The 24,018-nt window shown below is 59.9% G+C and carries 24 protein-coding genes; 9 read left to right on the top strand and 15 right to left on the bottom strand.

The genetic code is table 11. The features are described from left to right. Positions 1–40: 40 nt before the first annotated feature. From QD336_RS17190 to QD336_RS17160, 7 genes are all read right to left on the bottom strand, one after another. On the bottom strand, positions 41–1,036 hold the full coding sequence (locus tag QD336_RS17190; RefSeq protein WP_269344897.1) for a glycosyltransferase family 2 protein: 996 nt from the start codon (positions 1,034–1,036) through the stop codon (positions 41–43). After that, the gene (locus tag QD336_RS17185) at positions 1,036–1,980 is read right to left on the bottom strand and encodes a glycosyltransferase family 2 protein (protein WP_499171461.1); all 945 of its coding nucleotides are present in this window, start codon (positions 1,978–1,980) and stop codon (positions 1,036–1,038) included. The genes QD336_RS17190 and QD336_RS17185 overlap by 1 nt, the downstream gene beginning before the upstream one ends. Next, positions 1,977–2,975, bottom strand: coding sequence for a glycosyltransferase family 2 protein (locus QD336_RS17180; RefSeq protein WP_499171460.1), 999 nt, complete (start codon positions 2,973–2,975; stop codon positions 1,977–1,979). Before QD336_RS17180 ends, QD336_RS17185 begins: the two co-directional genes overlap by 4 nt. Positions 2,976–2,992: 17 nt before the next feature. Then, positions 2,993–4,174, bottom strand: a complete 1,182-nt coding sequence (locus tag QD336_RS17175) for a glycosyltransferase family protein (protein ID WP_499171459.1) — start codon at positions 4,172–4,174, stop codon at positions 2,993–2,995. A gap of 25 nt (positions 4,175–4,199) precedes the next feature. Further along, on the bottom strand, positions 4,200–4,991 hold the full coding sequence (exoK, locus tag QD336_RS17170) for an endo-1,3-1,4-beta-glycanase ExoK (protein WP_269344904.1): 792 nt from the start codon (positions 4,989–4,991) through the stop codon (positions 4,200–4,202). Between the two features lie 4 nt (positions 4,992–4,995). Continuing rightward, entirely contained in the window at positions 4,996–6,144 is a 1,149-nt protein-coding gene (locus tag QD336_RS17165; protein WP_499171458.1) for an acyltransferase family protein, read from the bottom strand. Between the two features lie 371 nt (positions 6,145–6,515). After that, the gene (locus QD336_RS17160; RefSeq protein WP_499171457.1) at positions 6,516–7,994 is read right to left on the bottom strand and encodes a lipopolysaccharide biosynthesis protein; all 1,479 of its coding nucleotides are present in this window, start codon (positions 7,992–7,994) and stop codon (positions 6,516–6,518) included. Positions 7,995–8,112: 118 nt separating this feature from the next. Between QD336_RS17160 and QD336_RS17155 the strand changes: the two genes are divergently transcribed. Together QD336_RS17155 and QD336_RS17150 are read left to right on the top strand one after the other, a co-directional pair. Next, the gene (locus tag QD336_RS17155) at positions 8,113–9,078 is read left to right on the top strand and encodes a glycosyltransferase family 2 protein (protein ID WP_499171455.1); all 966 of its coding nucleotides are present in this window, start codon (positions 8,113–8,115) and stop codon (positions 9,076–9,078) included. Between the two features lie 52 nt (positions 9,079–9,130). Beyond that, positions 9,131–10,099, top strand: coding sequence for a polysaccharide pyruvyl transferase family protein (locus QD336_RS17150; RefSeq protein WP_499171454.1), 969 nt, complete (start codon positions 9,131–9,133; stop codon positions 10,097–10,099). A gap of 230 nt (positions 10,100–10,329) precedes the next feature. On the opposite strand, the gene QD336_RS17145 is transcribed toward QD336_RS17150, so the two are convergent. Together QD336_RS17145 and QD336_RS17140 are read right to left on the bottom strand one after the other, a co-directional pair. Beyond that, the gene (locus tag QD336_RS17145) at positions 10,330–11,319 is read right to left on the bottom strand and encodes a glycosyltransferase family 2 protein (RefSeq protein WP_269344914.1); all 990 of its coding nucleotides are present in this window, start codon (positions 11,317–11,319) and stop codon (positions 10,330–10,332) included. 110 nt (positions 11,320–11,429) lie between these two features. Next, on the bottom strand, positions 11,430–11,708 hold the full coding sequence (locus QD336_RS17140; RefSeq protein ID WP_269345142.1) for an exopolysaccharide production repressor protein: 279 nt from the start codon (positions 11,706–11,708) through the stop codon (positions 11,430–11,432). Positions 11,709–12,050: 342 nt separating this feature from the next. On the opposite strand from QD336_RS17140, the gene QD336_RS17135 reads away from it, so the two are divergent. Continuing rightward, positions 12,051–12,317, top strand: coding sequence for a DUF6074 family protein (locus QD336_RS17135; RefSeq protein ID WP_499171453.1), 267 nt, complete (start codon positions 12,051–12,053; stop codon positions 12,315–12,317). A 72-nt stretch (positions 12,318–12,389) separates the two neighbouring features. On the opposite strand, the gene QD336_RS17130 is transcribed toward QD336_RS17135, so the two are convergent. Beyond that, positions 12,390–13,286, bottom strand: coding sequence for a tetratricopeptide repeat protein (locus tag QD336_RS17130; protein ID WP_499171452.1), 897 nt, complete (start codon positions 13,284–13,286; stop codon positions 12,390–12,392). A gap of 133 nt (positions 13,287–13,419) precedes the next feature. Beyond that, positions 13,420–13,647 carry a 30S ribosomal protein S21 gene (gene rpsU, locus QD336_RS17125; RefSeq protein ID WP_003508541.1) on the bottom strand — a complete coding sequence of 76 codons (228 nt, stop codon included), beginning with the start codon at positions 13,645–13,647 and terminating at the stop codon, positions 13,420–13,422. Between the two features lie 317 nt (positions 13,648–13,964). Between rpsU and QD336_RS17120 the strand changes: the two genes are divergently transcribed. From QD336_RS17120 to QD336_RS17100, 5 genes are read left to right on the top strand one after another with little or no spacing between them, the layout of a single operon-like run. Beyond that, the gene (locus tag QD336_RS17120) at positions 13,965–15,218 is read left to right on the top strand and encodes a sarcosine oxidase subunit beta family protein (RefSeq protein WP_269344921.1); all 1,254 of its coding nucleotides are present in this window, start codon (positions 13,965–13,967) and stop codon (positions 15,216–15,218) included. Continuing rightward, positions 15,218–15,628, top strand: a complete 411-nt coding sequence (locus tag QD336_RS17115) for a hypothetical protein (RefSeq protein ID WP_269344922.1) — start codon at positions 15,218–15,220, stop codon at positions 15,626–15,628. Before QD336_RS17120 ends, QD336_RS17115 begins: the two co-directional genes overlap by 1 nt. Before the next feature lie 11 nt (positions 15,629–15,639). Further along, positions 15,640–15,954: a sarcosine oxidase subunit delta gene (locus QD336_RS17110; RefSeq protein ID WP_499171450.1), complete on the top strand. Its 315-nt coding sequence runs from the start codon at positions 15,640–15,642 to the stop codon at positions 15,952–15,954. Next, positions 15,951–18,911: a sarcosine oxidase subunit alpha gene (locus tag QD336_RS17105; protein WP_499171448.1), complete on the top strand. Its 2,961-nt coding sequence runs from the start codon at positions 15,951–15,953 to the stop codon at positions 18,909–18,911. The genes QD336_RS17110 and QD336_RS17105 overlap by 4 nt, the downstream gene beginning before the upstream one ends. Further along, the gene (locus tag QD336_RS17100; RefSeq protein WP_269344926.1) at positions 18,904–19,458 is read left to right on the top strand and encodes a sarcosine oxidase subunit gamma; all 555 of its coding nucleotides are present in this window, start codon (positions 18,904–18,906) and stop codon (positions 19,456–19,458) included. Before QD336_RS17105 ends, QD336_RS17100 begins: the two co-directional genes overlap by 8 nt. On the opposite strand, the gene QD336_RS17095 is transcribed toward QD336_RS17100, so the two are convergent. Genes QD336_RS17095 through QD336_RS17085 form a run of 3 tightly spaced genes read right to left on the bottom strand, consistent with a single transcriptional unit; the run spans position 19,455 to position 21,367 of the window. After that, positions 19,455–20,495, bottom strand: a complete 1,041-nt coding sequence (locus QD336_RS17095) for a DUF2332 domain-containing protein (protein WP_499171447.1) — start codon at positions 20,493–20,495, stop codon at positions 19,455–19,457. The genes QD336_RS17100 and QD336_RS17095 overlap by 4 nt on opposite strands. Before the next feature lie 22 nt (positions 20,496–20,517). Continuing rightward, positions 20,518–21,006 (bottom strand): MaoC family dehydratase, encoded by a 489-nt coding sequence (locus QD336_RS17090; RefSeq protein WP_269344929.1) that lies wholly within the window; start codon positions 21,004–21,006, stop codon positions 20,518–20,520. A 1-nt stretch (position 21,007) separates the two neighbouring features. Then, entirely contained in the window at positions 21,008–21,367 is a 360-nt protein-coding gene (locus tag QD336_RS17085; RefSeq protein ID WP_269344931.1) for a winged helix-turn-helix transcriptional regulator, read from the bottom strand. A gap of 128 nt (positions 21,368–21,495) precedes the next feature. Here QD336_RS17085 and QD336_RS17080 point away from each other — a divergent pair, with 128 nt between their 5' ends. Next, on the top strand, positions 21,496–21,930 hold the full coding sequence (locus QD336_RS17080) for a GFA family protein (RefSeq protein WP_499171445.1): 435 nt from the start codon (positions 21,496–21,498) through the stop codon (positions 21,928–21,930). 61 nt (positions 21,931–21,991) lie between these two features. Here QD336_RS17080 and glgX read toward each other — a convergent pair whose 3' ends face one another. Next, positions 21,992–23,959 (bottom strand): glycogen debranching protein GlgX, encoded by a 1,968-nt coding sequence (gene glgX, locus QD336_RS17075; protein WP_499171443.1) that lies wholly within the window; start codon positions 23,957–23,959, stop codon positions 21,992–21,994. Positions 23,960–24,018 lie beyond the last annotated feature (59 nt).

The raw sequence follows: 24,018 nt of genomic DNA, 5'->3' as shown, positions 1-24,018 counted from the left end.
TGTCCCCAGTCCCCGCGCAGATTTCGTCTACGCGTCAATTTCACGAAATCTGTCTTTTCACCCCTGTATTCGCTCCGGGCGCGAACATCGCGTCCCGCAGCCTCCTCAGCCGCACTGCAATGGGCATTCTTAAGTGCCCCAGCACGGCAGGATCCCTGATCGTGGTCTTCAAGGCGCCGAGTACCGAGCGGCGCTTGATATTTTCCACCAATGTCAAAAAATTATGCGCCAACCGCAGGCTGCGGGCTCTCGCCTGCTGCGCATCCATGGCGGCGGGCAGCAAGGTGTAATGGCTCAGGAATTCCTGATCCGCCCGCATCATCGCCTCGACGTGGTGAAGCTCGAGCACGCGCGAGATCGAGCCTTCGCGGATATTGTAGACGTAACCCGGCTTCGGTTCGATGACGCAGAGGCCGCCGGCGGCGAGCGCCGAGGCGAGCAGGATATAATCCTCGCCGATGCGGATATCCTCGCGGAAACGCAGTCCCTCGCCATTCAGGAAATCGCGCCGGAACATCGGCTTCATGTAACCGAAATTGAAGGTGGCGCGGAACAGGATGTTGGAGGAAATGAAGTCCTCAAGGGTGAGGACCGGCCTTTCCTCCAGAAACTCTTCCGGAAACATGGTCTCCATCGGCCTGCCGTCGGTGTAGACGACGTCGAGATTGTCGACCGCGATTGCCGCACTTGCGGCTTCCGCCCGGCACATCATGCAGGCGGAGCGTTCCGGGCGAATGATATCGTCGGAATCGAGGACGGCGATCCAGCGGCCGGTCGCGGCCTCGATGCCGGCATTGCGCGCACCGCCCGGACCGAGATTTTCTTCGAGCGCAAGCAGGCGTACACGCGGGTCGATGGCGGCGATCGCCTCCACGAGCGGTATGGTGTCATCGGCGGAGCGGTCGTCGACGACGACCACCTCCAGCGTCACTCCCTGCTGGTCGAGCGCGCTTTGAATGGCGGCTTCGATCGTATCGGCGGCATTATAGGCGGCGATGACGAAGCTGATATCGGGCGGGGAGGTGAGGTTTTCCATCAGGTCGCCTCCACCGCGCCATATTGGCGGATTTCACGCACGCCGAAGGCGCCGCTCACGGAACCCATATGCAGCGCGCCGCGCAGCGCATAACGATTGCGTCGCACGGCGTTGAAGCCGTTCAAGGCGGCGAAGACACCGCAATAAAGCACCTTGGAACCGGCCTTCAGCACCTGTATCACGCGGCGTATGCCGGGTTTCTTTTCCGCCAGCACGCGGCCATGGGTTTGGCCGGAACGGAAGCGGCGTTTGGCAAGCCACATGAAACGGGCGCGGCTTTCCGGCACCGGCTCCGACAGAACGGCATCTTCCGCAAAGACGATACGGCCGCCAGCGGCGTGAAGGTGCGAGAAGAAATGTGTGTCCTCGCCACCGCTCTGGCCGAGAGCCAGCGCGAAACGTCGGCCCTTCACCGAGGGTGCATCCATCCTGAGAAGCGTGTTGCAGGTATAACCGGTGATGATCTCGCCGTTGACCCAGACCGGAACGGTCGAGTGAAAATCGCCGCGTTTCATCCATCCCGGTGCATTGTCCCGGTAAACTGCCGTGACGGGGCCAAGAACGGCTTCCGCGCCTGTCTCGTCGGCCTTTTTCAGCAGGGCGGCGAGCCAGTGCGGTGGGGCGGTCTCGTCATCATCGATGAAGGCGAGATAATCCGCCCTGCATTCCGACAGGCAGGCATTGCGGGCAATCGAAATATTCGACTTCGGGCAATGAACATAGGTGATCTCGAATGGCGCGGCTTCGCGCAGGCGGTCCACACTCACCCTGGCGCTTGGCTCCTCGTCATTATCGGCGACGATCAGGCGAATTTTCACGCCTTCCGGCACCTCCAGCTCAAAGAGTGACAGAAGTGTGGCGACGAGCGCCGGGCGTCTGTAGGTGCAGATGCCGATATCGACGGTTCTCGAATCATGCGGGCGGGTGATGGTGTTGTCGGTCATGAGACAGCCTTTCTTCCCCGGAATTTCAGGAGTTCCAGCCAGAAGCCGGTGGACCAGGCCAGATGCATCACCATCGCCGAAAAGGCGGCGAGCGGGCCGTATGGGTTTTTCTGACCTATTGCCATCCACAAGCCATAACCCAAACATGCGGCGATCCAGAGGCCGAGCGGAATAAGTGCTGCCCAATGGATGAGCGACAGCAAGGCAAAGATGAACACCGGCAGCACGGCAAGCGGAATCATCTGGCGGATTTTCGGGATCGACCGGTGCTTCAGGAGGTTCTTCGCACGGCCGCGGCCATAGGCGAGATATTGCCGGAACAGCGGCATGACGCTGGCGCGCGGATAATAGGTCATGCGGGTCTTGTCGGTCATCCAGATGCGGAAACCAGATTTGCGCAGGCGGAAATCCAGTTCGGCATCCTCATTATGGCTGAAGCTCTCGTCATAACCACCCACCGCATCGAAGGCGGCAATCCGCATCAATGCGTGGTGTCCGTGGTCGATCCAGTGGCCTTTGGCGCCTTCGCGGTGCTTGGAGCCGCCATTGCCGAGCTTGGAATTCTGGGCAATCGCCGTCGCCTTCTGAAACAGCCCGTGGCCGACCGTATCCATGGCAACCACGACGGAATCCGCGCCGGTGCGCTCGGCATCCTCGATCAGCTGCTGGCAATAATCATCGGGATAATCACCATGGGCGTCGATGCGGATGAGGTAGTCGAAATCCTCGCCGAAGGTGGCGACGGCAAGGTTGATGCCGGCGCTCTGGATGCGCTTCGGATTGGCGAGAAGTGTCACACGCTCGTCCGTTGCCGCGAAGGCGGACACGATATCACGGGTTCCATCCGTGCTGCCGCCATCGGCAACGACGATGCGGAAAAGACGCCCGTTCATCGCGCCGGTGAATTTGACAAGCAGTCCCTCGATCGTTTTTGCCTCATTGAGGCAGGGAATGACGATCAGCGTTCTGATGCCGGAATGACCAAGATCTTCCATGATTTGCCCCCTACGCACTACACGGGTGAAAACTGCGCATCACGGGCATGGCCGGAGGCGGATTTGGCAAGCGAGGACAAGTGCTGGACCAGCTGACGGCAATCGTCGCGGTCGGTCAGCCATTGTTTCCTGTCGAGTGCCGAGAGGGTGTTGAAGGCGGCCGCATAGGTTTGCGGGTTCATCCGGGCAAACAGTGCGGCCAGATCATCAGCACCCGCATTTTGCAGGACGAAGCCGATATCGCGCTTTTCGGTGAAGCGGGCAGTTTCCGTGCCGGCAAGCGCAATCGGCAGGGTGCCATAAAGGCAACCTTCGTAAAGCCGGTTGGGCAGCAGCCAGCTGGAATTCTGGCCCTCCTCGAAAAAGTCGATCGCCCAGGTGAACTGCACCTCGTTATAGATGGTCGCGAGATCCTCGGGGTTCTTGTAAGGCCCATGGAAATGCACATGCGGGGCTGCGGCCACAAAGCCATCGAAATCGGCAAATTCCGAATAGGCCGGGCGGCCGCGCAGGATGATTTCGACCCTGCCTTCCATGCGGCGGGCAAATTCGGCGAGGATTTCGAGCGATTTGCGGCAGCGAAGCGCGCCGAACCAGCCGATTCTCCAGGGCTCGCCAGGGGCGGGCGGGCGCGGCTGCGGGGCAGCGGCAACGGTGGCGTCAAGCGCCAGCACCTTGTTTTCCTGCAAGAGAACGGGAAGGTTGAGCCCCGAGACGGGCTTGAAATAATGCTCCACGAAAGCCGGAGAACTCGTCACCAGCAGCTTGGCGTCACGGGCGAAATAACGCTGTGCGGCATTCAGCAGCTGCCCGGGCTTGCCCTTGTTCAGAAGCAGGCGGTGAATGTCGAGACATTCGTAAACCAGCGCTGGCTGGTTGGAATAGATGGACATGGCGCGCTTTGCCAGGGCCAGCATTTCCAGATTTCGGGCGAGGATGACATCGGGAACCGGGATATCGCGCAAGGTTTTGCCGAGCGAGAGGCTGGCTTTCGCCACCGCCGCCATGCGCTGAAGAAACTGCCCGTCGGCGGTTTCTCCGAGTACAACGGGAACGACACTCTCGATTTCAGCCAGCCGGTTCTGACCGCGCCGGAAACCGGCCAGCGTGACCCGTGCCCCACCCGCAAGCAAGGTCAGCACCCGCCGGCGAATGGCGGGATCCGACAGATCATGCGCGAGGTAAAGAACATGGGTCATGCGGGGTTCCGGTTTTTAAGAACGGTCAGTTGAGGGCGCAGGCGATGGATTCGGGGAACTGGCACTTGTCGCCGAGCGCCGTGAAGGCGAAACGGTCGACAATCATCTGCGTGGCGCCGGCATAAGAAAACGCGCCCATCCAGTCTTTCAGCGTGTCGGTTCCCCACAGGCTGAAGAAAATCTTCTGGGCGTTTTGCGGGATTTTCGTCTCGTCCGTCACTTCATGGACGAGCTTGCCGTTGACGTAATAGCGCAGGCGCTGCGGCTCCCATACAAAGGCGTAATCGTTGAAGCCGGCATCGGCTCCGCCCTCCACCGGCACCAGCTTCTCATTGCCGCCCTTGGCGGAAATATACTGGTTGAGCTGCACCTTGCCGGTATTCTTGCCCAGCACCTCGAAGTCGATTTCGTCATGCGGCTTCTTGTCGGTCGGGCCGATATAGGTAAAGAAGGCGGAGTTCAGGCCCGAGCCGGTGGCTGCTTTCATCCGTGCTTCATAAGTGCCGTAACGATAACGTCCCTTGGTCTGGATCTCACCGCAGGCGAATTTGCGGTCGCCGGCCTTGGCTTCCTCGAAACCGAGCGTCAGTTGGCCGTTTTCCACCGTTGCCAGCTTCTTCGACCAGGTGCAGTTCTGGTGCGCGCCGTTGTTCCAGCCGTCGGAAACGTACCAGAAGCTTCTGTCCATGGAATCGAAGTTCTCGATGAAGGATGCGCCATTGCCTTCCTGCGCCTGGCCCGGCGTCGCAAAAGGGGCGGCCAGAAGGGCCGCGGCGAGAAAAATGCGTGTCTGAACGCGGGTGACAAATGTTGTCATTGGTTCACCTCTGTCGTTGCGAATAAAGCGTTTCGGATGTCGGTGGGCCGATCATGGCGGCCCGTTTTGCCGCAAAGTCGGCCTTCGTCTTGCCTTTGCCGTTCCGGCTTCCGGTCAGCACGGAATAGAGGGCCGGCAGATATTTGCGGGTCTGGGCGTTGCTGATCACCAGAATGACGAAGGCGGAAAGCGTCGCGCTGATATAGAAGGCGGGATAGAAATCCGGTCCGCCCTTGTTCCACACCATCCACATGATGACGAGCAAAGGGTAGTGGGCGCAGAATATCCAGAAGCTCAGGCTGCCGGTTTCGGCAAGCCGCTGGCCAAGCCGGCTGCGGATCAGGATCGCCGAGGAGACCCAGAAACCAAGTGCGCCGAAGACCGCAAGCAGATTGCGCGACATATTGAGCCAGAAGGTGAATTCCGGACCGGTGAAATAAAGTCCCGTCGCCAATATGGCCGAGGCGGCAAAGGTCAGCGCCATGATCGGCACGGCATAGGGGTCAAGGGCCTTGACGTCGACCCGGTGCAGCGCGAGCGCAATGCCGAGCGAGAAGCTGAAAAGGATGGATTTTTTCTGGACGATGAAGATCGTCAGATCCGGCATGGCGGTGATGATGAGCAAGATCGCCAGCGTCGTCAGCGCGAAACGGCGCATCAGAAAAGCGAGCACCGGCGACAGCAGGATGCAGACGAAGAGATCACGCAGGAAATAAAGCGGCACATTCACCGGCAACTCTTCGAGCGCCGTTCCATGGCTGATGATTTCACGCGGGCTGGCGTTCCACAGGTCAGGGAAATAACCAACGCCGACATCGAACAGCTGGATCAGCAGCACGACGGAAAACAGCGCGCCATTCCAAAGGAGGAAAGGCAGCAGCACGGTTTTCGACTTGGAGCGGATTGTCGCTGGATAATCGAAACTGCTCATGCCGCGGCGAAACAGCAGGTAACCGGAAATGGCGCTGAGACAGGGCACGCCGATACGGAACAGGGCATCGCCCAGAAAAACGCGCAGCCAGTCGAAGAAGCCGTAAAGGCCAAGAAACGGGCTGGTTTCGGCATTGTGCGGCACATGGACGAACACAATCCCCGAGATCAGTAATATGCGCATCAAGTTGATACGGGAGGATAGGTTCTGATCGACAGTCACATCAGTCACCCCTATTGGGCGGCGTCCACCCACGCCGCGTTGCAACCAGAGCGAACTTAAGCCCGCGCTGGAAAGTCTGGTTTCGACTTTGGGATAAAATGTGGCGACGCGGGAAAAACACAAGCTTAGAATTTGCGGGTGATTGTCTGGCGTTAGCGCCATTCTCGCCGCAGGGAAAATTCAAGCGATTGAAATTGCTATAATTTCCGCAAAGTCTGGCATCGTTAAAAATCGCTGAAGCGTGCGAAATTGTCATTTGTCGTGATGTTGCGCTGCAAAAACAGCTGTTGCGCGCCCTTGCCGCGGTGAATGAAATCACCGCGGAAAAGCTGCTTCACGGCGGAAATGAGGCGCGTTTTTTTATGAGGTTGCTAACCTTGGGTTGCGGTGTCCCGCATGCGCCGGGATTTGACCATTCCGAAGATTTTCTTGAGCAGGGCACGCTCGGTCAGCAGGATGAGCACCGCATAGATGACGCCACCGACAGCGGCGCCGATGAGGACCTGAAGGGTGGCGCTGGGGATACGGTCCGCAAGGATGTGAAGCAGATAGCGCACCGCAAGACCCATGATCAGCGCTGCGATCATCGGCCTGCTGCTGACGTAAAGGCCGCGGAAAAACGGCGTGTCGCTCGCCTTGAACACCGCCCAGGAATAGGCAACCAGCGTCACCGCATTGACGATGCACAGCCACACCATGGCATCGATCAGCGTGCCATAAAGGGCGGCGAGCCAGACCGCGACCGTGGTAACGATGGCGCGGATCGTCGCCGACCAGAACAGCACGCGGCCGTAACCCGCGCCCTTCAGATAGGGGATGAAGGTGCTGCACGGCGTCAGAATGGCCTTGGAAAGTGCCAGAAGACCGAGAACTGGCCAGGCATAGGCCCAGTTCTGCCCGAAGATCACCAGCATGGCCGGTTCCGCTACGGCCCAGAGGCCGAACATCATCGGCGCCAAAAGCACGGTCAGCACCTGGGTACTGAACATCAGCGCGTCGCGGCGGCGCTGCGGGTCGTCCATCATGCGGCTGAAGGCGGGAAACAGAACGCCCATGACGGCGGACAGAACCACCTGGTTGGGAATGCTGGCAAAGCGGTTGGAGGCGGAATAGGCGCCGGCATCCGCCAGCCCGAGATGCCGGGCGATCACCACCATCGGCGACTGGAAGGTGACGAAATTGGCGATTTCCGAGCCCATAAGCCCCGAGCTGAAACCGAGAAGCGGCACCAGCCGGCGCGGTTTCATGACGAAACGCGGGCAATAACGGGACACGGCATAAAGCCCGACGAGCCGGATGAGGGCGGCGGCAAATAGCTGGATGATAAGCGCCCAGACGCCGAAGCCGAGAAAGGCGAGAGCCACCGCGACAATGGCCGCAATGCTTTCCGATGCCATGCTCCACAGCGCGTCCTTGCTGAAATTCATGCGCCGGGCGAGCAGCGAATAGGCGACATCGCCGGCAAGCTGCAGCGGAATGAGGAAGGCCATGATGCGCAGGAGATAGGCGCTTTCCACCGCGCCGAGCAACCCGCCGAAAAATTCCGCCCAGATGTAAAGGGCGGCGGCCATGGTGCAGGAAATCGCCAGATTGGCCCAGAAGACGGTATGGATCGTATCCATATCCTCTTCCTTCTCGACGATCAGCGCGGAGGTCAGTCCTGCGCCGGCGATCATGGTCAGGAACTGTACAACCGTAAGTCCTACCGCAACCACGCCGAATTCTTCCGGTGAGAGCAGTCTTGCAAGAATGGGGACCGTGACAAATTTAAGCCCGAATGTCCCTGTTTTTGATAAAACGCTCCAGCCGACATTCGTGGTGATGGTCTTTACATTTGGCGCTGGGGGCATACAAGCATCCTGTTTCTGGAGGCCGGCGGGAGGAAAGCCGGTTGGGAGTTGCCGATACCATCGGGGCCGCTTTTAGGATCGGGCCCGACACTTCTTGATCAACGCAAGGGGCGAAACAATGGCAAGATTTACTGTCGTCATTCCCTATTACCAAAAGCAGCACGGTGTCTTGGGACGTGCGCTCGCATCGGTTTTTGCGCAGACTTACCAGGATTTCGATCTTGTCATCGTGGATGACGAATCGCCATACCCGATCGACAAGGAACTTGCGGAACTTTCGCAGGTTGAGAAAGACCGGATTATCGTCATTAAACAGGCCAATGCCGGTCCGGGCGGCGCCCGTAACACCGGTCTCGACCATGTGCCTGAGGGTACCGACTATGTCGCTTTCCTCGATTCCGACGATATCTGGACACCCGATCATCTGCAGAATGCTGCCTTCGCGCTAGAGACTTACGGCGGCGAGTGCTACTGGGCATCCATGCAGGCAAGTGACGAATTTTATTATCATTTCGCCATTTCCGAACTGGAAAAGAATGAGGGCGCGGCACGGCTTTCCGAGAAGCCGCTGGTGATCGAGCTGCCGGATCTCGCAAGCGTCATGCTGCGCAACTGGAGCTTCCTGCATCTCTCCTGCATGGTGATCGGTCGTCCGCTTTTTGAAAAGATCCGTTTCGACCCGGCGCTTCGTCTGGCGGCCGAAGACGTGTTGTTTTTCTGCGATTCCATCCTTGCATCGAAGCGCACGCTGCTGTGTGACGATGCCGGCGCGATGCGCGGAATGGGCGTCAATATCTTCCACAGCATCGACAATACCTCGCCGGAATTCCTGCGCCAGCAGTTCAATACCTGGGTGGCGCTCGATACGCTGGAAGGCCGTTTTTCACGCCGGCCGGCCGATGTGGCCTCCATTGCTTCCTATAAAAACACGGCGCGCAAACAGGCGCTGTGGAGCCAGGCGGGCAATCTGAAACGGCGCAAGGCACCCGAATTCGGGCTGCTGCTGAAATGGGCGATGCGTGATCCGGCACTTCTGCGGGCCGCTTTCGAGCTCGGTGCGGGAAAAATCGTCCGCTCACGATAAGCGAATTCTCGCCCGCAAGAATTTATATGTTTTTCACCCCAGGAGTGACCTCATGAAACCTTACCACTGGGAATCTCACCACGGCAATTTCGGTGATGATCTCAATCTGTGGCTGTGGGATTTTCTGCTCCCCGGCCTGCGCGATGTGCATGACGATGTCATGCTGGTCGGCGTCGGCACCGTTCTGAACGATGTTCTTTTGCCCGCAAAACAGCGCAAGCTGGTCATCGGCAGCGGTTATGGTTATGGCGCGGTGCCGGATACCAGCACCGAATTCTGGGATATTCGCTGCGTGCGCGGCGAAAAAACCGCCGCCAAGCTCGGGCTTTCCCCGGAAAAAGGCATCGTCGATCCGGCCGTGATGGTAACGGAGATGCCGGAGTTCAAAAACCTGCCGAAACTTCACAAGAAGACCTTCGTTCCCCATTGGGAATCGGCGGAATTCGGCATGTGGGAAACCGTGTGCGAACCGGCGGGTCTGACCTATCTTGACCCGCGCGGTGAGGCGAAAGCCGTCATCCGCGCCATCGCCCAGTCGGAATTCATCGTCGCCGAATCGATGCACGGGGCAATCCTAGCCGATGCCTTCCGCGTGCCATGGGTCGCGGTCAGCACTTCGCCGTCGATCAACAGCTTCAAATGGAGCGACTGGGCCGACAGCGTGGGTGTTGAATATCAGCCGCGTTATGTTCCGGTTTCCACCCGCGCCGAGGCCGCGAAAAAGGGCTCGCGCTTCTGGGGCATGAGCTTCCCGCCGCCATCAGCCCCCGTCATCACTGATGCCGGTTCTGCCCTGGCGCATGAGGGCCCGGCGCATGAGGGTGATGTGATGGTCCGGCCGCAGGAAACGCAACCCCGGTCATTGCGCAAGTTGGCCAAGCAGGTGCTGGCCGCACCTTCCACGCTGGCGCTCTGGCAGGCAAGCCGTGCGGAGCCGCGTCTCAGCCCGGATGGCCGGCTGGAAGAGCGCAAGGAGCGTTTCGCCGCCGTTCTGGAAACGGTGAAGCGGGATTATCTCTGAGAGTGAAGGTAGTGGATGCGGCAGAGAACTCTCTGCCGCCTTTACTCGGGAATGCCGTCCTCTGACTTCTCTGTCGTCATTGCTCGCACGCCGCTCATGCCAATTGCGCCGACGTCATCCTCGGGCTTGTCCCGAGGGTCTGCAACGTTTCGATTTTGTTCAATGGGATTAGATCCTCGGCACAGGGCCGAGGATGACGGCAGAAAATTTGGTGAGGTGGTCTTTCCCCCTCACGAAACCGGCGTGCCATCCAGCAGATAACGCACATCCCGCACTGGCGGCGATTTGCGGAAGCGGGCGGTCTTGTCGCTCCAGATGCCGCGCGTGATGGCGGGCAGGGCGGGCAGCCGCACAAGGGCATGGCTCAGTGCGCCGCCCATGCCTTTCTGCTTTTTTGCATCGAGAAAATGGCGCAGCTCGAATTTGGCGCGGACATGTCTTTCATGTTCGCGCAGGATCGCCGTTTCCTCCGCGGAAAGCTTGCAGCCCGCCAGAATCGCCCTGTCCGCCTCGTATAAGCGGCGAAGATCGTCGGTGCGATGACGGCCGCTCAACGAGTTGCCGCGCACGATCGCGCCATAACCGCAATGGCGGATGACCTTGTAACGGGCGCCGGCGGCAAGTGCGCGTACATAAAGCTCATAGTCCTCGCCAAGCCGCAGCGCCTCGTCGTAACGCAGCGCGTGTTTGTCGAGAAAAGCGCGGCGTATCACCGGTTTCAGGAAGCCGGTTTCCCCGCGTTCGATGCCGGGCCTGGAAATATTGCCTTCCACGAATTCCGTGAGCGACAGATACCGCGCCTGCGGTTCAAAGCGTGCCGGCTGCAGGGAGGAGGCGCCGGGAACCGATTGCTGGATGAAGGCAATATTGTCGGCCACGAGGTCCCAGTCGTCATCGGCCAGCATGGCGGCAAAACGGCCGCTGAAAAAGAAATCATCCGCATCGAGAATGCTGATGAGCGGGGCAGAGGAAATCGAAATAGCATGGTTGCGGGCCGCCGAAGGGCCGCGATTGACGTCGAATCGCACAACCCTCAAACGCCCCGTGCCGTCATCCGCCGCATGCGCAACTTCGCTCGTCGTGTCGGTGGAACCGTCGTCGATCACGACGACCTCACCGACTTCCGGCTCCGCGAGAGCGGAGCGTATGGCGATATCGATCGTTTCGGATGCATTTTTCGCAGCGATGATGACGCAAATGGGCTGTGAACCGCTCACCATGTGTTGTCCTTCTGCTTTGACCAACCGTCAGGATTTGGCCAGCAGAAAGTGTCAGGCGTGTGGATGCAAGCGATTTTTTTGCGACGCAATAAAAGAAGATGTGCGAAGCGTCACATATCCGTCAGTTTCGCACCATGTGGCGGGGCGCTTTTAGCCGTATCCGCCGTCAGGGTTTCCGCGGCGCGATCCCGCGAGAAGGTTTCCCGCATCCGCCGTTTTTCCCGGGCGACGAGAACCAGAATCCCAATAAAATAACCGACTTGCAGAATGACGGCGCAGATGAGGGTCTGGATGAACGCCGTATAGAAGGAGCCGTGGATGAAATATGTGGCAACCGCAAAGGTAAGCAATGCACCGATCATGCTGAAAAAAACACGAGGTGCATACATGGTGCTCTCCTCCCGAGAACGATTTCTCCATTTCTGACTGCGGTGCGGCATTCTTTTTTCTTTGCAAGAAATATACGATGAGACCGGTGTTGTTTCAACACACATATACTTCTTCTAAGGGTTGCGGCATGAAATTTCGGTAATCTCGATTGGTAAATTCCTCGGTAATTGCTGATTCGCCCCGACCAGGCCTGCCGAAAACACCCGCTCCTGCTTCTGAGAGGCGGTAAAACCCTTTCGCCGATGGCCCTTGCGAGCCGTCTTGGGCGCTCTGCAGACTTCGTTAACCATCTCGCCTTTAAAAAGTCGGTATTGATTCCTCAGCAAGAGCAAGGTGCCCGCGTGACAACGAGTTCAGAAGTAATCGCCTTTCCGGCAAAGAACCGCATTGCCGACGTAAAACGATGTGCAACCATGCTCGACCGACTGCATGGTGTGGAGGCGAATGATTTCTGGCGCAGGGAGTGCCGTGAACTGGCCGCCCGTCTGACGGCGCTCGGTTATGAGGACGCCGCCATGCGGCGCGAGGTCATGGAATTTCAAAATGCGGTACAGGAGGAATTGTGGACGGGTGACGTTGCGCCCGAGGCGCGCCGCGACAGCCATTGAGGCTTTGGGATTTCCCATAAAAAAAGCCGGCGGGTGTCACACCTGCCGGCTTTTTTGTTGATTCCCGTTTAATCAGGAGGCGCTGGCGCCGCGCGTGCGGGCCACGCCGTCCAGTGCCGGCTTGTATTTCGGGTCGAGTCGGGCCGCATGCCCATAGGATTTGGCAGCCTTGGCCATCTCGCCGCGCCGCTCATAGACCAACGCCTGGTTGGCCCAGGATTCCGCCACATTGCCATCCAGCGAAATGGCGTGGTTGAAATCGGCAAAGGCGTTTTCGTCGTCATTCAGCGCGACATAAGAGAGGCCACGGCCGTTATAGGGCTCCGGCGATGTCGACGAAAGCGAGATTGCCTTGGAGAAGTCCTCGATGGCCTGCGCATGCTGGTTGCGCAGCTGGTAGATCAGGCCGCGATTGTGCCAGGCGCGTCCGTCGGTGGTTTCCAGCTCGATGGCGCGGGAAAAATCGTTGAAGGCTTCGTTCACGCGCCCGGACTGGCGGTAAAGATTGCCGCGGCCGATCAACGCCACATCATAGCTCGGGTTGATCTGCAGGGCGGCGTTGTAGTCCTGCAGGGCCTGCTGCTGCTGCCCGGTATTGCGATAGACGAGCGCGCGGTTGGCATAGGCCTGATAAAAGCGCGGATTGAGCTGCAGCGCCTTGTTGAAATCCTCGATGGCACGGCGCGAATCGCCGGCACGGCCATAAGCCGAACCACGGACATTGTAGCCTTCCGGATCCTGCGGATTGGCGTTGATGACCGAGGTCAGCGAGGCGATGTTTTCCTGCGAACCCTGGGCGCGGTCGATTCTGAACACATCTTCCGTCTGGTTGGATGTCGCACAGCCGGAAAGACCGGCAAGAACGGTGCAGACGACCAGAGAAGCGCGAAACCCTCTGTTGTTTTTCAATGGCATCCGGTGCCTGGAGGCATCGGCGTTTTTCACAACACAGGCGTCGACAGCGATCATTCGGTGTGGGTTCCCTCGCAGGCCGGTCTCACGGTCGTTTTCAAGAGCGTTCTCCGGCCACAAACACAAAGAGCGGCGGCGAATTGATCGCCCCCGCCCAACAAGCATTCAAAAACGTCCAAAAGACGGCCTATTAACGGCCTGCGCGGGGGCCTGCAACCAGACCTTCGCGCTGTGCACGCTTGCGTGCCAGCTTGCGAACGCGGCGAACGGCTTCAGCCTTTTCGCGGGCGCGCTTCTGGGAGGGCTTTTCGTAATAATCGCGCATTTTCATTTCACGGAAAATGCCTTCGCGCTGCATCTTTTTCTTCAGGGCGCGGAGCGCCTGATCAACGTTATTGTCGCGGACTAGTACCTGCACGTGAATCCCGTTCCTTTAGTTTGGTTATCTTGCTGTGTGAATAAAGGCATTCGCACGCAAACAAAAAATGGTCCGTCCGGCTGTCGAGCTGGGCGATTGGTGACGTGCAATAACAGATCATTTGCAGCAAGTCCAGCCGGTAGCGCATAATCCACCCGCAAAATGCAGCGTGCCCCGCGTTCTTCCCGCAATGTCGAAACAAAATCATTGCGACGTCGCAAAATGAATATTGCCTCCCATCCCGATTTGCCATGTGTATGATACGGGCCGGGTCTATGTTTACGGCCTTTGGCCGGTTCTTGAGGAGCAGACTGCGAATGCGCAAATATTCCGTTTTTGCCGTGGCGCGTGAGGCGTTGCGGGGTCATAAGGGGTGGGATGCGCAATGGGCCTCACCCGAGCCACGCAAGGATTATGATGTCATCATCATCGGCGGTGGCGGTCACGGACTGGGCGCTGCCTACTATCTGGCCAAGGAACATGGCATCACCAATGTCGCGGTTCTGGAAAAAGGCTGGCTCGGTGGCGGCAATACCGGTCGCAACACCACCATCATCCGCTCCAACTATCTCTATGAAGAGAGCATGGATATCTACGAGCATTCCCTGAAACTGTGGGAAGGCTTGAGCCAGGATCTCAATTATAACGTCATGTATTCGGCGCGCGGCGTGATGATGCTGTCGCACAATATCCATGACCGGCAGTCCTTCAGCCGTCATATCAATGCCAACCGCCTCTACGGAATCGACAACGAGTGGCTGACTCCGGAGCAGGCGAAAGCCTATTGCCCGCCGCTCGATATTTCCGGCAATGCGCGTTATCCCATTAATGGCGCAGCCCTTCAGCGCCGTGGCGGCACGGCACGCCACGATGCGGTGGCGTGGGGTTATGCGCGTGCGGCCTCCGATCGCGGCGTGCACATCATCCAGAACTGCGAGGTCACGGCGATTCGCCGCGGGCCGGACGGGGCGGTGACGGGCGTGGAGACCAATCGCGGTTTCATCGGCGCGAAGAAAATCGGCGTTTCCGCCGCGGGCCACTCCTCCGTCATCATGAAAATGGCTGACGTGCGCGTTCCCCTGCATTCCAACCCGCTGCAGGCGCTGGTGTCGGAACCGCTGAAGCCGATCTTCCCCTGCGTTGTCATGTCCAACACGGTGCATGCCTATATTTCGCAGTCGGACAAGGGCGAGCTGGTCATCGGTGCGGGCACCGACCAATATAATTCCTATTCCCAGACCGGCGGTCTCCAGATCATCACCCATACGCTGGACGCCATCTGCGAACTCTTCCCGATCTTCCGCCGCGTCAAGATGATGCGCCAGTGGGGTGGCATCACCGACAACACGCCAGACCGTTCCGCCATTCAGAGCGTGACGCCGGTGCCTAACCTCTTCGTCAATTGCGGCTGGGGCACGGGCGGGTTCAAGGCGACGCCGGGTTCGGCCAATCTCTTTGCGCATCTCATCGCCCGCGGTGAACCGCATCGCCTCGCAGCCGGTCTGACGCTCGACCGGTTCCGCACCGGCCGCCTTATCGATGAGGCTGCCGCTGCCGCGGTGGCGCATTGATGCTGGCGGCGGCCATGCTTGCGATCAACATATCCGGCGCGGCCGTGGCCGTGCCCGTTGGCAGCGTCATTCCCGAGGCGAAGGACTTTCGCAGCCAGAAGATTGCAAAGATGCAGGGCGAGAAAGACTGGCCTTTCGTGGCGGAAAAAGGCCTGCTCCTTTGTGCTCCAAGTCTCGCGGACAAGATGGTTTATTTTGTCGGCGAGAAGGAGGATGGCGAGCAGGATTACCCTTTTGCGATCGACACCGACATGATGGCGGTCGCCATCGTCAATATGGGCCGGGCCTCGGCGCTGCGCCCTTTCGATAATTTCGAGCAGCTTTTAAAGCGGCTTTCCCCCTTCGTGGCCATGGGGAAGCGGCTGTGTGACCAACCCGCCGGAACAGTGCTTCCGGAAAATTCTCTCTAGGTGGAGCGACGATGCTTCTGATCCATTGCCCCTATTGCGGGGAAGACCGTTCCGAACTGGAATTCCGCTGGGCGGGCGAAGCCCATATTGCCCGGCCGGAAAACATCGCCGATATTTCCGACGAGGCCTTCGCGGAATATTTCTTCATTCGCGACAATGACAAGGGCCTCGTTTTCGAGCGCTGGCGGCATATTCACGGCTGCGGCCGGTTCTTTAACGCCGCCCGCGATTCGGTGAGCGACAAATTCCTGATGACCTACAAGGTCGGCGAACCGAAACCCGATGCCGAAACGGTCCTTTCCGCAGAAAAGGGAGCCGGGCAATGAGCGGCGATTATCGTATCAAGGGTGCGGGCCGTCTCACTCCGGCCAGAACCGCGCGTTTCACCTTCGACGGCAAGATTTATCCGGCGCTGGAGGGCGATACCGTTGCGTCGGCACTTCTGGCCAATGGCGTGCATCTGATCGGCCGCTCGTTCAAATATCACCGTCCGCGCGGTTTCCTGTCCGCCGGGCCGGAAGAGCCGAATGCGCTGATCGACGTTTCCCGCGACAGCCTGCGCAAGCAGCCCAATGTGCGCGCCACGGTGCAGGAAGTGTTCGACGGCGCCATCATCGCCTCGCAGAACCGTTTTCCGTCGCTGTCCTTCGATCTGAGCGCCATCAACGACCTCCTGTCGCCGATGTTCGCGGCCGGTTTTTATTATAAGACCTTCATGTGGCCGAAGGCCGCCTGGCACAAGATTTACGAACCGCTGATCCGCCGCGCCGCCGGTCTTGGCAAGGCGCCGAGCGAACCGGATGCTGATCATTATTCCGGCCGTTATGCCCATTGCGACGTGCTGGTGGCCGGTGCCGGTGTTGCCGGCCTGACGGCTGCTCTCTCGGCGGCAAAAACCGGGGCCAGCGTCATTCTGGTGGATGAAAATGCCGAAGTCGGCGGCGTGCTGCGCTTCGATACCGGCGTGGTGATCGACGGTATTCCCGGTTACGAGTGGGCGCAGAAGGTTCTCGCCGAGCTGCAAGCGATGCCCAATGTGCGGGTTCTGACGCGTACGACGGCCTTCGGTTATTACAACCACAATTTTGTCGCCCTGGCGGAACGGGTCACCGATCATCTCGCCACGCCGGCCAGACACCAGCCGCGTGAACGGCTGTGGCAGGTGCGGGCCAAAAAGGTGGTGTTGGCCGCAGGTGCAATCGAGCGCCACATGGTCTTTGCCAATAATGACCGGCCGGGCATCATGCTGGCTGCGGCTGCCCGCATTTATCTCAACCATTACGGCGTATCCGTCGGCCACAACGTGGGTGTCTACACCGCCCATGATTCGGCCTATGAGACGGCCTTCGACCTGAAGAAGGCCGGCGTGAAGATCGCCGCCATCGTCGATTGCCGCGAAAACCCGGATCAGCGCCTGCTGGACGAGGCACGGGCGCTCGGCATCGAAGTTCTGGCGGGCCACAGCGTTTATAATACCGCCGGCCGCCTGCGCGTCTCTTCCATGACCGTTGGCCGCAATGGCGGCTCCAACAAGCGCAAGATCGCCATCGATGCGCTTGTCGTTTCGGCCGGGTGGACACCTTCGGTGCATCTCTTCTCGCAATCGCGTGGCAAGCTGAAGTTTGACGCGGCGAACCAGCGCTTCCTGCCGGATATTCATGTGCAGAACTGCGTTTCCATCGGCGCCTGCAACGGCACGGATGATCTTGATGCGCTGATTGCCGAATCGGCCGCCGCCGGCGGCGGCTCGGCGGAATTCTCGGGCGAAAATGCCCGGGCCTGGACGGGCGGCATGATCGGTGCTGCCGAAGGCGCGGGTGAGGGCACCGGCGTCAAGGCCTTCATCGATTTCCAGCACGATGTCTGCGCCAAGGATATCCGCCTTGCCGTGCGCGAAGGCATGCACTCCGTCGAGCATATCAAGCGCTTCACCACCAATGGCATGGCGTCCGATCAGGGCAAGATGTCGAACATGCATGGCCTCGCCATCGCATCGGAAGCGCTTGGCCGGGATTTGCCCAAGGTCGGTCTCACCACCTTCCGCCAGCCCTATACGCCGGTCACCTTCGGCACGCTCATCAACCATTCGCGCGGTGCGCTGTTCGACCCGGCCCGCAAGACGCCGATGCATGAGGAAGAACTGGCGGCCGGTGCGGTATTTGAAGATGTCGGCAACTGGAAGCGTGCCTGGTTCTTCCCGCGGGCAGGTGAGGACATGCATGAGGCGATCAATCGCGAATGCAAGACGGTGCGTGAGAGCGTCGGCGTGTTCGATGCCTCGACACTCGGCAAGATCGAAGTGGTCGGCCCCGATGCGGCGAAGTTCCTGAACCTCATCTACACCAATGCCTGGGATACGCTGAAACCCGGCCGCTGCCGTTATGGCATCATGACCCGCGAAGACGGCTTCGTTTACGATGACGGCGTCGTCGGGCGTCTGGCCGAAGACCGTTTCCATGTGACGACGACCACGGGCGGCGCGCCGCGTGTTCTGCAGCATATGGAAGATTATCTCCAGACCGAATTCCCCGATCTCAACGTCTGGCTCACCTCTGCCACCGAACAATGGGCGGTGATCGCCGTGCAGGGTCCGAAGGCGCGCGAGGTGATCGCGCCTTTCGTCGAGGGCATCGATCTGTCGCCGGAGGCCTTCCCGCATATGGCGGTGGCAGAAGGCAAGTTCTGCGGTGTGCCGACGCGGCTTTTCCGCGTCTCCTTCACCGGAGAACTCGGTTTCGAAATCAATGTTCCGGCCGATTACGGCGCAGCCGTCTGGTCCGCGATCCGCGACCGGGCGGAAGCCGTTGGCGGTTGCCTTTATGGCACCGAGACCATGCATATCCTGCGTGCGGAAAAGGGTTATATCATCGTCGGCCAGGATACGGACGGCACGGTGACACCTGACGATGCCGGGCTCGCCTGGGCCGTTTCCAAGAAGAAGACGGATTTCGTCGGCATTCGTGGCCTGAAGCGCATTGATCTTACGCGTACTGGCCGCAAGCAGCTTGTCGGCCTGAAAGCGAAGGACAGGCTGACGGTGCCCGATGAAGGCGGCCAGATCGTTACCGATCCGAACCAGCCGAAGCCGATGACCATGCTCGGCCATGTCACCTCGGCTTACTGGTCGGAAAATCTCGGCCATTCCATCGCTTTTGCGCTGGTGGCGGATGGCAGGGCGCGCGTGGGCGAAACGCTTTATATCCCGCTTGCCGATAAAACCATTGCCGTCGAAGTGACCGACATGGTCTTCCTCGACAAGGAAGGAGCCCGTCTCAATGGCTGACATGCTGCACGCAAAACGCAAATCCGTGCTTGAGGATTTCCACGGCGGCTCGCCCTTCGTTTCGCTGAAACCCGCCGCTTCCGCATCGCGGCTGTCGTTGCGGGCGCGGGAAAGCGCCGTGCCGGCGCTTTCGGAAGCGCTTGGCCTTGCTTTGCCCACCAAACCGAAGACTTCGGTAACTTCGGGCCTGCGCTCGGCTCTGTGGCTCGGCCCGGATGAATGGCTGGTGATCGATCAGGGCGAGAGCGATCTGGTGGCGGCGCTTGCCGGCGTCTCCGGCCTGTTCTCCGCAACCGATGTTTCCCACCGCAACACGGCCGTCATCGTTTCCGGCCCCGGCGCGGAAGCAGCACTCAATGCCGGCTGCCCGCAGGACCTGTCTCCGGCAAGGTTCCCGGTCGGCGCCTGCTCGCGCACGGTTTTCGGCAAGGCAGAAGTGGTGCTGCTGCGCACGGCGGATGATACGTTCCGGGTGGAATGCTGGCGCTCCTTTGCCGAATATGTCGGCGGGCTGCTGCAGGAAGCGGCGGCCGACGTGGCGGTTTAGCGCCTCCACCCCCGCCATTCGACCCATCGCCCATGGAAATCGGCACGGCCAATCTCCTGTTTTTCGCCGGTCGGCCAGATTTGCAGGGTGATGGCGGCGCCACCCGGTGTCGCATCGGCTTCCATTTGCAGGCGCGCAAGCGGGGCTTCCGGCGTGGCGCGGGCGCCGGCCTCGGTGATCAATGCCTCGCCCGCCTGTTTCAGGGCATCCGGCAGATATTGCCAGGCGATGGAGTGATAAACGACATGGGCCGCGCCGGGATATTGCGTGGAAAGGCGGCGTTTCAGCCAGTCGATCGCATCGGCTTTTTCCACCCGCAGGCCGTTCTCCACCGCGATCCGTAACGCGGCTGCGGTGCGCTCCAGCCTGTCGGTCTGGTCGGCCCAGATATAGGACATCAGCCGCAACCGGTCCTCGGACGAAGAGGGATCGAGCGGGTTGAGATCGCATCCGGCACGCTCGATGACCTCAATCCGCCCATCTGGCGGGATGTCGCCGCGCCATTCCGGGGACTGGAAGACATCGGATTGTTCGCCCCATGCAAAATCACCGAAACGATAGCGGTATCGGTCGAATTGCAGATTGAGCCCGGCGCTCGCTCCCACTTCGGAAAGTACAAGCGGCTTGCCGGTGCGCTCTGCTATCGAAAGAAAGCCCGGCAACAGCACGGCGGAACGGCGGACTTCGTTGGTCTGCGGTGGTGATTTCAGCCTGTCGAGGATGAACGCGGAATGGAAACGCAGGGCGCTGGCGCAGGCCTGCCACAGCGCTTCCTCGTCTTCCGGTTCAATATCCACAAGCGGCGTGATCTTTTCCTGAATGGCCAGCGCATGCAGGGCGCCCGCCAGCCGCAGGGGAACGGAATCACCGGAAGGGCCGACATCGCCGGGCCAGGAGAGGATTGTCTCGCCCACCTCCGTCTGGCGGTCGAGCCGTGTCGCCACGGCTCGACAAAGCCGTGCGGTAAAGGGAGAGCCGAGGTTGTCGCAGGCTTTAGCCTGCACGAGAAACGCATTCCTTACGGCTTCGTCATGCATGCGGTCTCTCCCTCGCTGCGTTTCAGGCGTCTTCGGGCCTGTCTTCCGGGTTGAACTGGCTGATGGTGGTCCAGCGGGCGGTGAGCGCCGGCTTTTTCTCGTTTTCGATTTCCACCGTCACGTCATAGGTCGTCATCAACATGGCCGCACCGCGAAAACGCGCTTCCGCCAGCGTGAAATGGCCGCGCACCCGCGCACCGCTTTTCACCGGCGTGACGAAACGAACGGCATCGAAGCCATAATTAATGCCCATGGTCTGCTCGCGAATGCGGGGCAGAGCGTCGTAATTCAGCGCCGAAAGCAGCGAGAGCGTCAGGAACCCGTGGGCGATGGTGCCGCCGAAGGGGCTTTCCGCCTTTGCGCGTTCCGGGTCGGTGTGGATGAACTGTTCATCCAGAGTTGCCTTTGCGAAGGCGTTTATCATCGTCTGGTCAACGGTGATCCAGTCGGAGACACCCATTTCCGTGCCAACGCGGCCCTTCATCTCCGCCAGCCCAATGTCCTTGGTCATGTTACCTCGTTTGCGGTTCGGTCGCTTGTTGCGCTTTCCAGTGCTCATGCTGCTTCCCCCATTGTGACATGGTGGTGACAGCGTGGTTCAGGCTGAAGCCGTGCTGCGTGATCGAATATTCGACCCGTGGCGGCACTTCGCCATAATCGCGGCGGCTGATCAGCCCGTCATTCTCCATTTGCCTGAGATGCTGGGTGAGGACTTTTTCGCTGATGCCCGGCAGGGATCGGCGCAATTCCGAGAAACGGTGTGGGCGAAGATGCAGCGACCACAGCAGCGATGGCTTCCATTTGCCGCCAATCGCCTTCAAGGCGCCGCTAAAGCCGCAATCTTCGGTCTCGTCCTTCCGGCCGCTGGTCATGTATCGCCTCCTGACAGATTTCGGCACGAACCTCAAGGTGCGTACTTCATTGCGCCTGACGAAATGGATAGTTTCGCTGCGAGCGCTCACCCAAACCCTGAAAGAGATATCTAGCAAAGAGAGACATCATGAAACCAGATGTTTGTGTGGCGAATGACAGGCTGCGCACGGCAAGCTGTTCCTGCGGGGCCGTGGAACTTGAACTGCATGGTGAGCCGCGCTCGGTTTATGCCTGCGCCTGCAACGAATGCCAGCGTTGCACCGGCACGGCCTTTGCCTATCGTGCCATTTATTCCGACACGGCGATCATCGGGCGGAAGGGCAATACCAGGGCGTGGCGTCGCAACGGAACCTCGGGGCGCTGGCTGGAGCAGCATTTTTGCGGCGATTGCGGCTCGATCATATTCATGAGCGCCGAAGCATTGACGGGCGCGATTTCCGTTTCCGTCGGTTGTTTCGGGGAGGCGGAATTCCCGCCGCCCAAAATGCTGCACTGGCCGGAGCGCATGCACCACTGGCTTTGCCTGGAGGCCATTGCGCAAGCGGCCCCTGTCTCCGCATAAACGGCATCGAACCGGCTTCGAAGACAAGCGGGTACATTCCAACCGAACGGTATATCGCCGGTCAGCCGGGCAATTTCGCGCGCAGATAAAACACCACCGAACGGGCAGGCAGGAAGGCGGGATTGCCGAAATCCGTGCCGATTGCGCGCCAGCCATCGCCGGGCAGGGTGAAGGGCACGATCACGCGGCTGCGGTTGATGAGAACGGCAAGCTCGGCGTCTTCGTCAGTCTTTCGGTCCGGGGTGGAAAGCAGCATGGCGAAGGCCTGTCCATCCGGCCTTTCCCAGTCTGCAACCGTCATCGGTTCTCCGGCGGGGGCAAGCCATGTCACGTCGCCCTTGCCGGAGAAGAAGCCGGTCTGCGAAAACACGCCGAAACGTTTGCGCAGTGCCGCGAGAAACGCGGTGTGCTCGATCAATTCCGGGAAAAGCGATGACCAGTCGAGCCAATTGATCTCATTGTCCTGACAATAGGCATTGTTGTTGCCCTGCTGGCTGCGGCCGCCCTCGTCGCCCGCCGTCAGCATCAAGGCGCCACGGCTGACGAAAAGTGTGGAGAGAAGCGCTTTCACATCCGCAAGCCGGGCGGTGAGAATGGTGGGATCGTCGGTCAGGCCTTCAAAACCATTGTTCCAGGAATGGTTGTCATTATGGCCGTCGCGATTGTTCTCGCCGTTTCTTTCATTGTGCTTGTGCTTGTGGCTGACGAGATCGAACAGGGTGAAACCGTCATGGGCGGCAAGGAAGTTGACGCTGCGGCCTTTTAAGCGGCCATGGCGGGAAAAAATCGGTGAGGAGCCGGACAGCGCATTGGCCAGCGCGCCTGTCGTGCTGGCATCACCGCGCCAGAAACGGCGCATGTCGTCGCGGGCACGGTCGTTCCACTCAAGGAAGCTTTCGGGGAAATTGCCGAGCTGATATCCGCCGGGGCCGATATCCCAGGGTTCGGCGATCAATACCCGGTCGTAAAGCGCCGGATCCGAATGCATGGCGGCCAGCGTCTCGCTCGCCATGTCGAAACCCTCGGACGTTCTCCCGAGCACGGGCGCCAGATCGAAACGGAAGCCATCCACACCGGCATTGAGGACGAAATGCCTGAGGGAATCGATGATGAGCTGACGGATATAGGGATGGTCGCAGGCGGCCGTATTGCCGGTGCCGGTATCGTTGACCAGCACGCCGGGGTTTCCCTGCGGGTGGCGGAAAGCGGTGAGATTGTCGAGCCCGCGCAGCGACAGGGTGGAGCCTTCGATATCGCTTTCACCCGTATGGTTGAAGACGAGATCAAGAATGACGCCGATGCCTTGCGCATGCAGCGCCGCAATCGTGTCGCGCAGCTCCCGCATGCCGCCGGGGCAGAGGCGCGGATCGAGCGCCATGAAGCCGACCGGATTATAACCCCAGGCATTGGAAAGCCCCAGCGGCGGCAGGTGGCGTTCATCGATCCAGGCGGTGATGGGCATCAATTCCACCGCATCGACACCGATTTTTTTTAAATACGCGAGAATGGCGGGATGGGCAAGTGCGGCGACGGTGCCACGGATATCTTCAGGCACATCAGGATGCAGCTGCGTAAAGGATTTGACGGCCAGTTCGTAAATCAGCCCGCCTTCGGCAAAACGGGGCGGCTGGCGCTTGACCGGCTCATGCTCGGAAAGGATCGCCTTCGGCATGATCGCGCCGGTGTCCGCGCCAAAGGCAAAAAGCAAGGGATCGTGCCGGAAGGGACGGTCGATCTCGGTAGCATAGGGATCGAGCAGCAATTTTGCGGGATCGAACCACAGGCCATGTTCCGGGGCGTAAATGCCGTGAGCGCGAAAGCCATATCGCGTGCCGGGGCCGGCTTGCGCGACTGTGAGCCGATGAACATCATCTTCGCCGCGGACCATCGGCAGGCGCACCGTCTCTTTCTCACCGGTTTCATCGAAAAGGCAGAGATCGATCTGTGAGGCGTGCCGGGAATAGACCGTAAACTCCGTGCCGTTTTCCGTTCGGGTTGCGCCTTTGGGGAAAACGGGTGGTGTCTGCATGGTCTGTCTCTCCGGAGGGATGGGTGCCTCCTCCAGGCTGGAGAAGGCAGAGGCAAGGC

This window comes from Rhizobium sp. BR 250, from assembly GCF_047445855.1.
In the GTDB taxonomy this organism is placed as follows: Bacteria; Pseudomonadota; Alphaproteobacteria; order Rhizobiales; family Rhizobiaceae; genus Agrobacterium; species Agrobacterium tumefaciens_I.
Note: the sequence above shows the minus strand (reverse complement) of the source record. Positions and strands in the feature narration are given on the sequence as shown.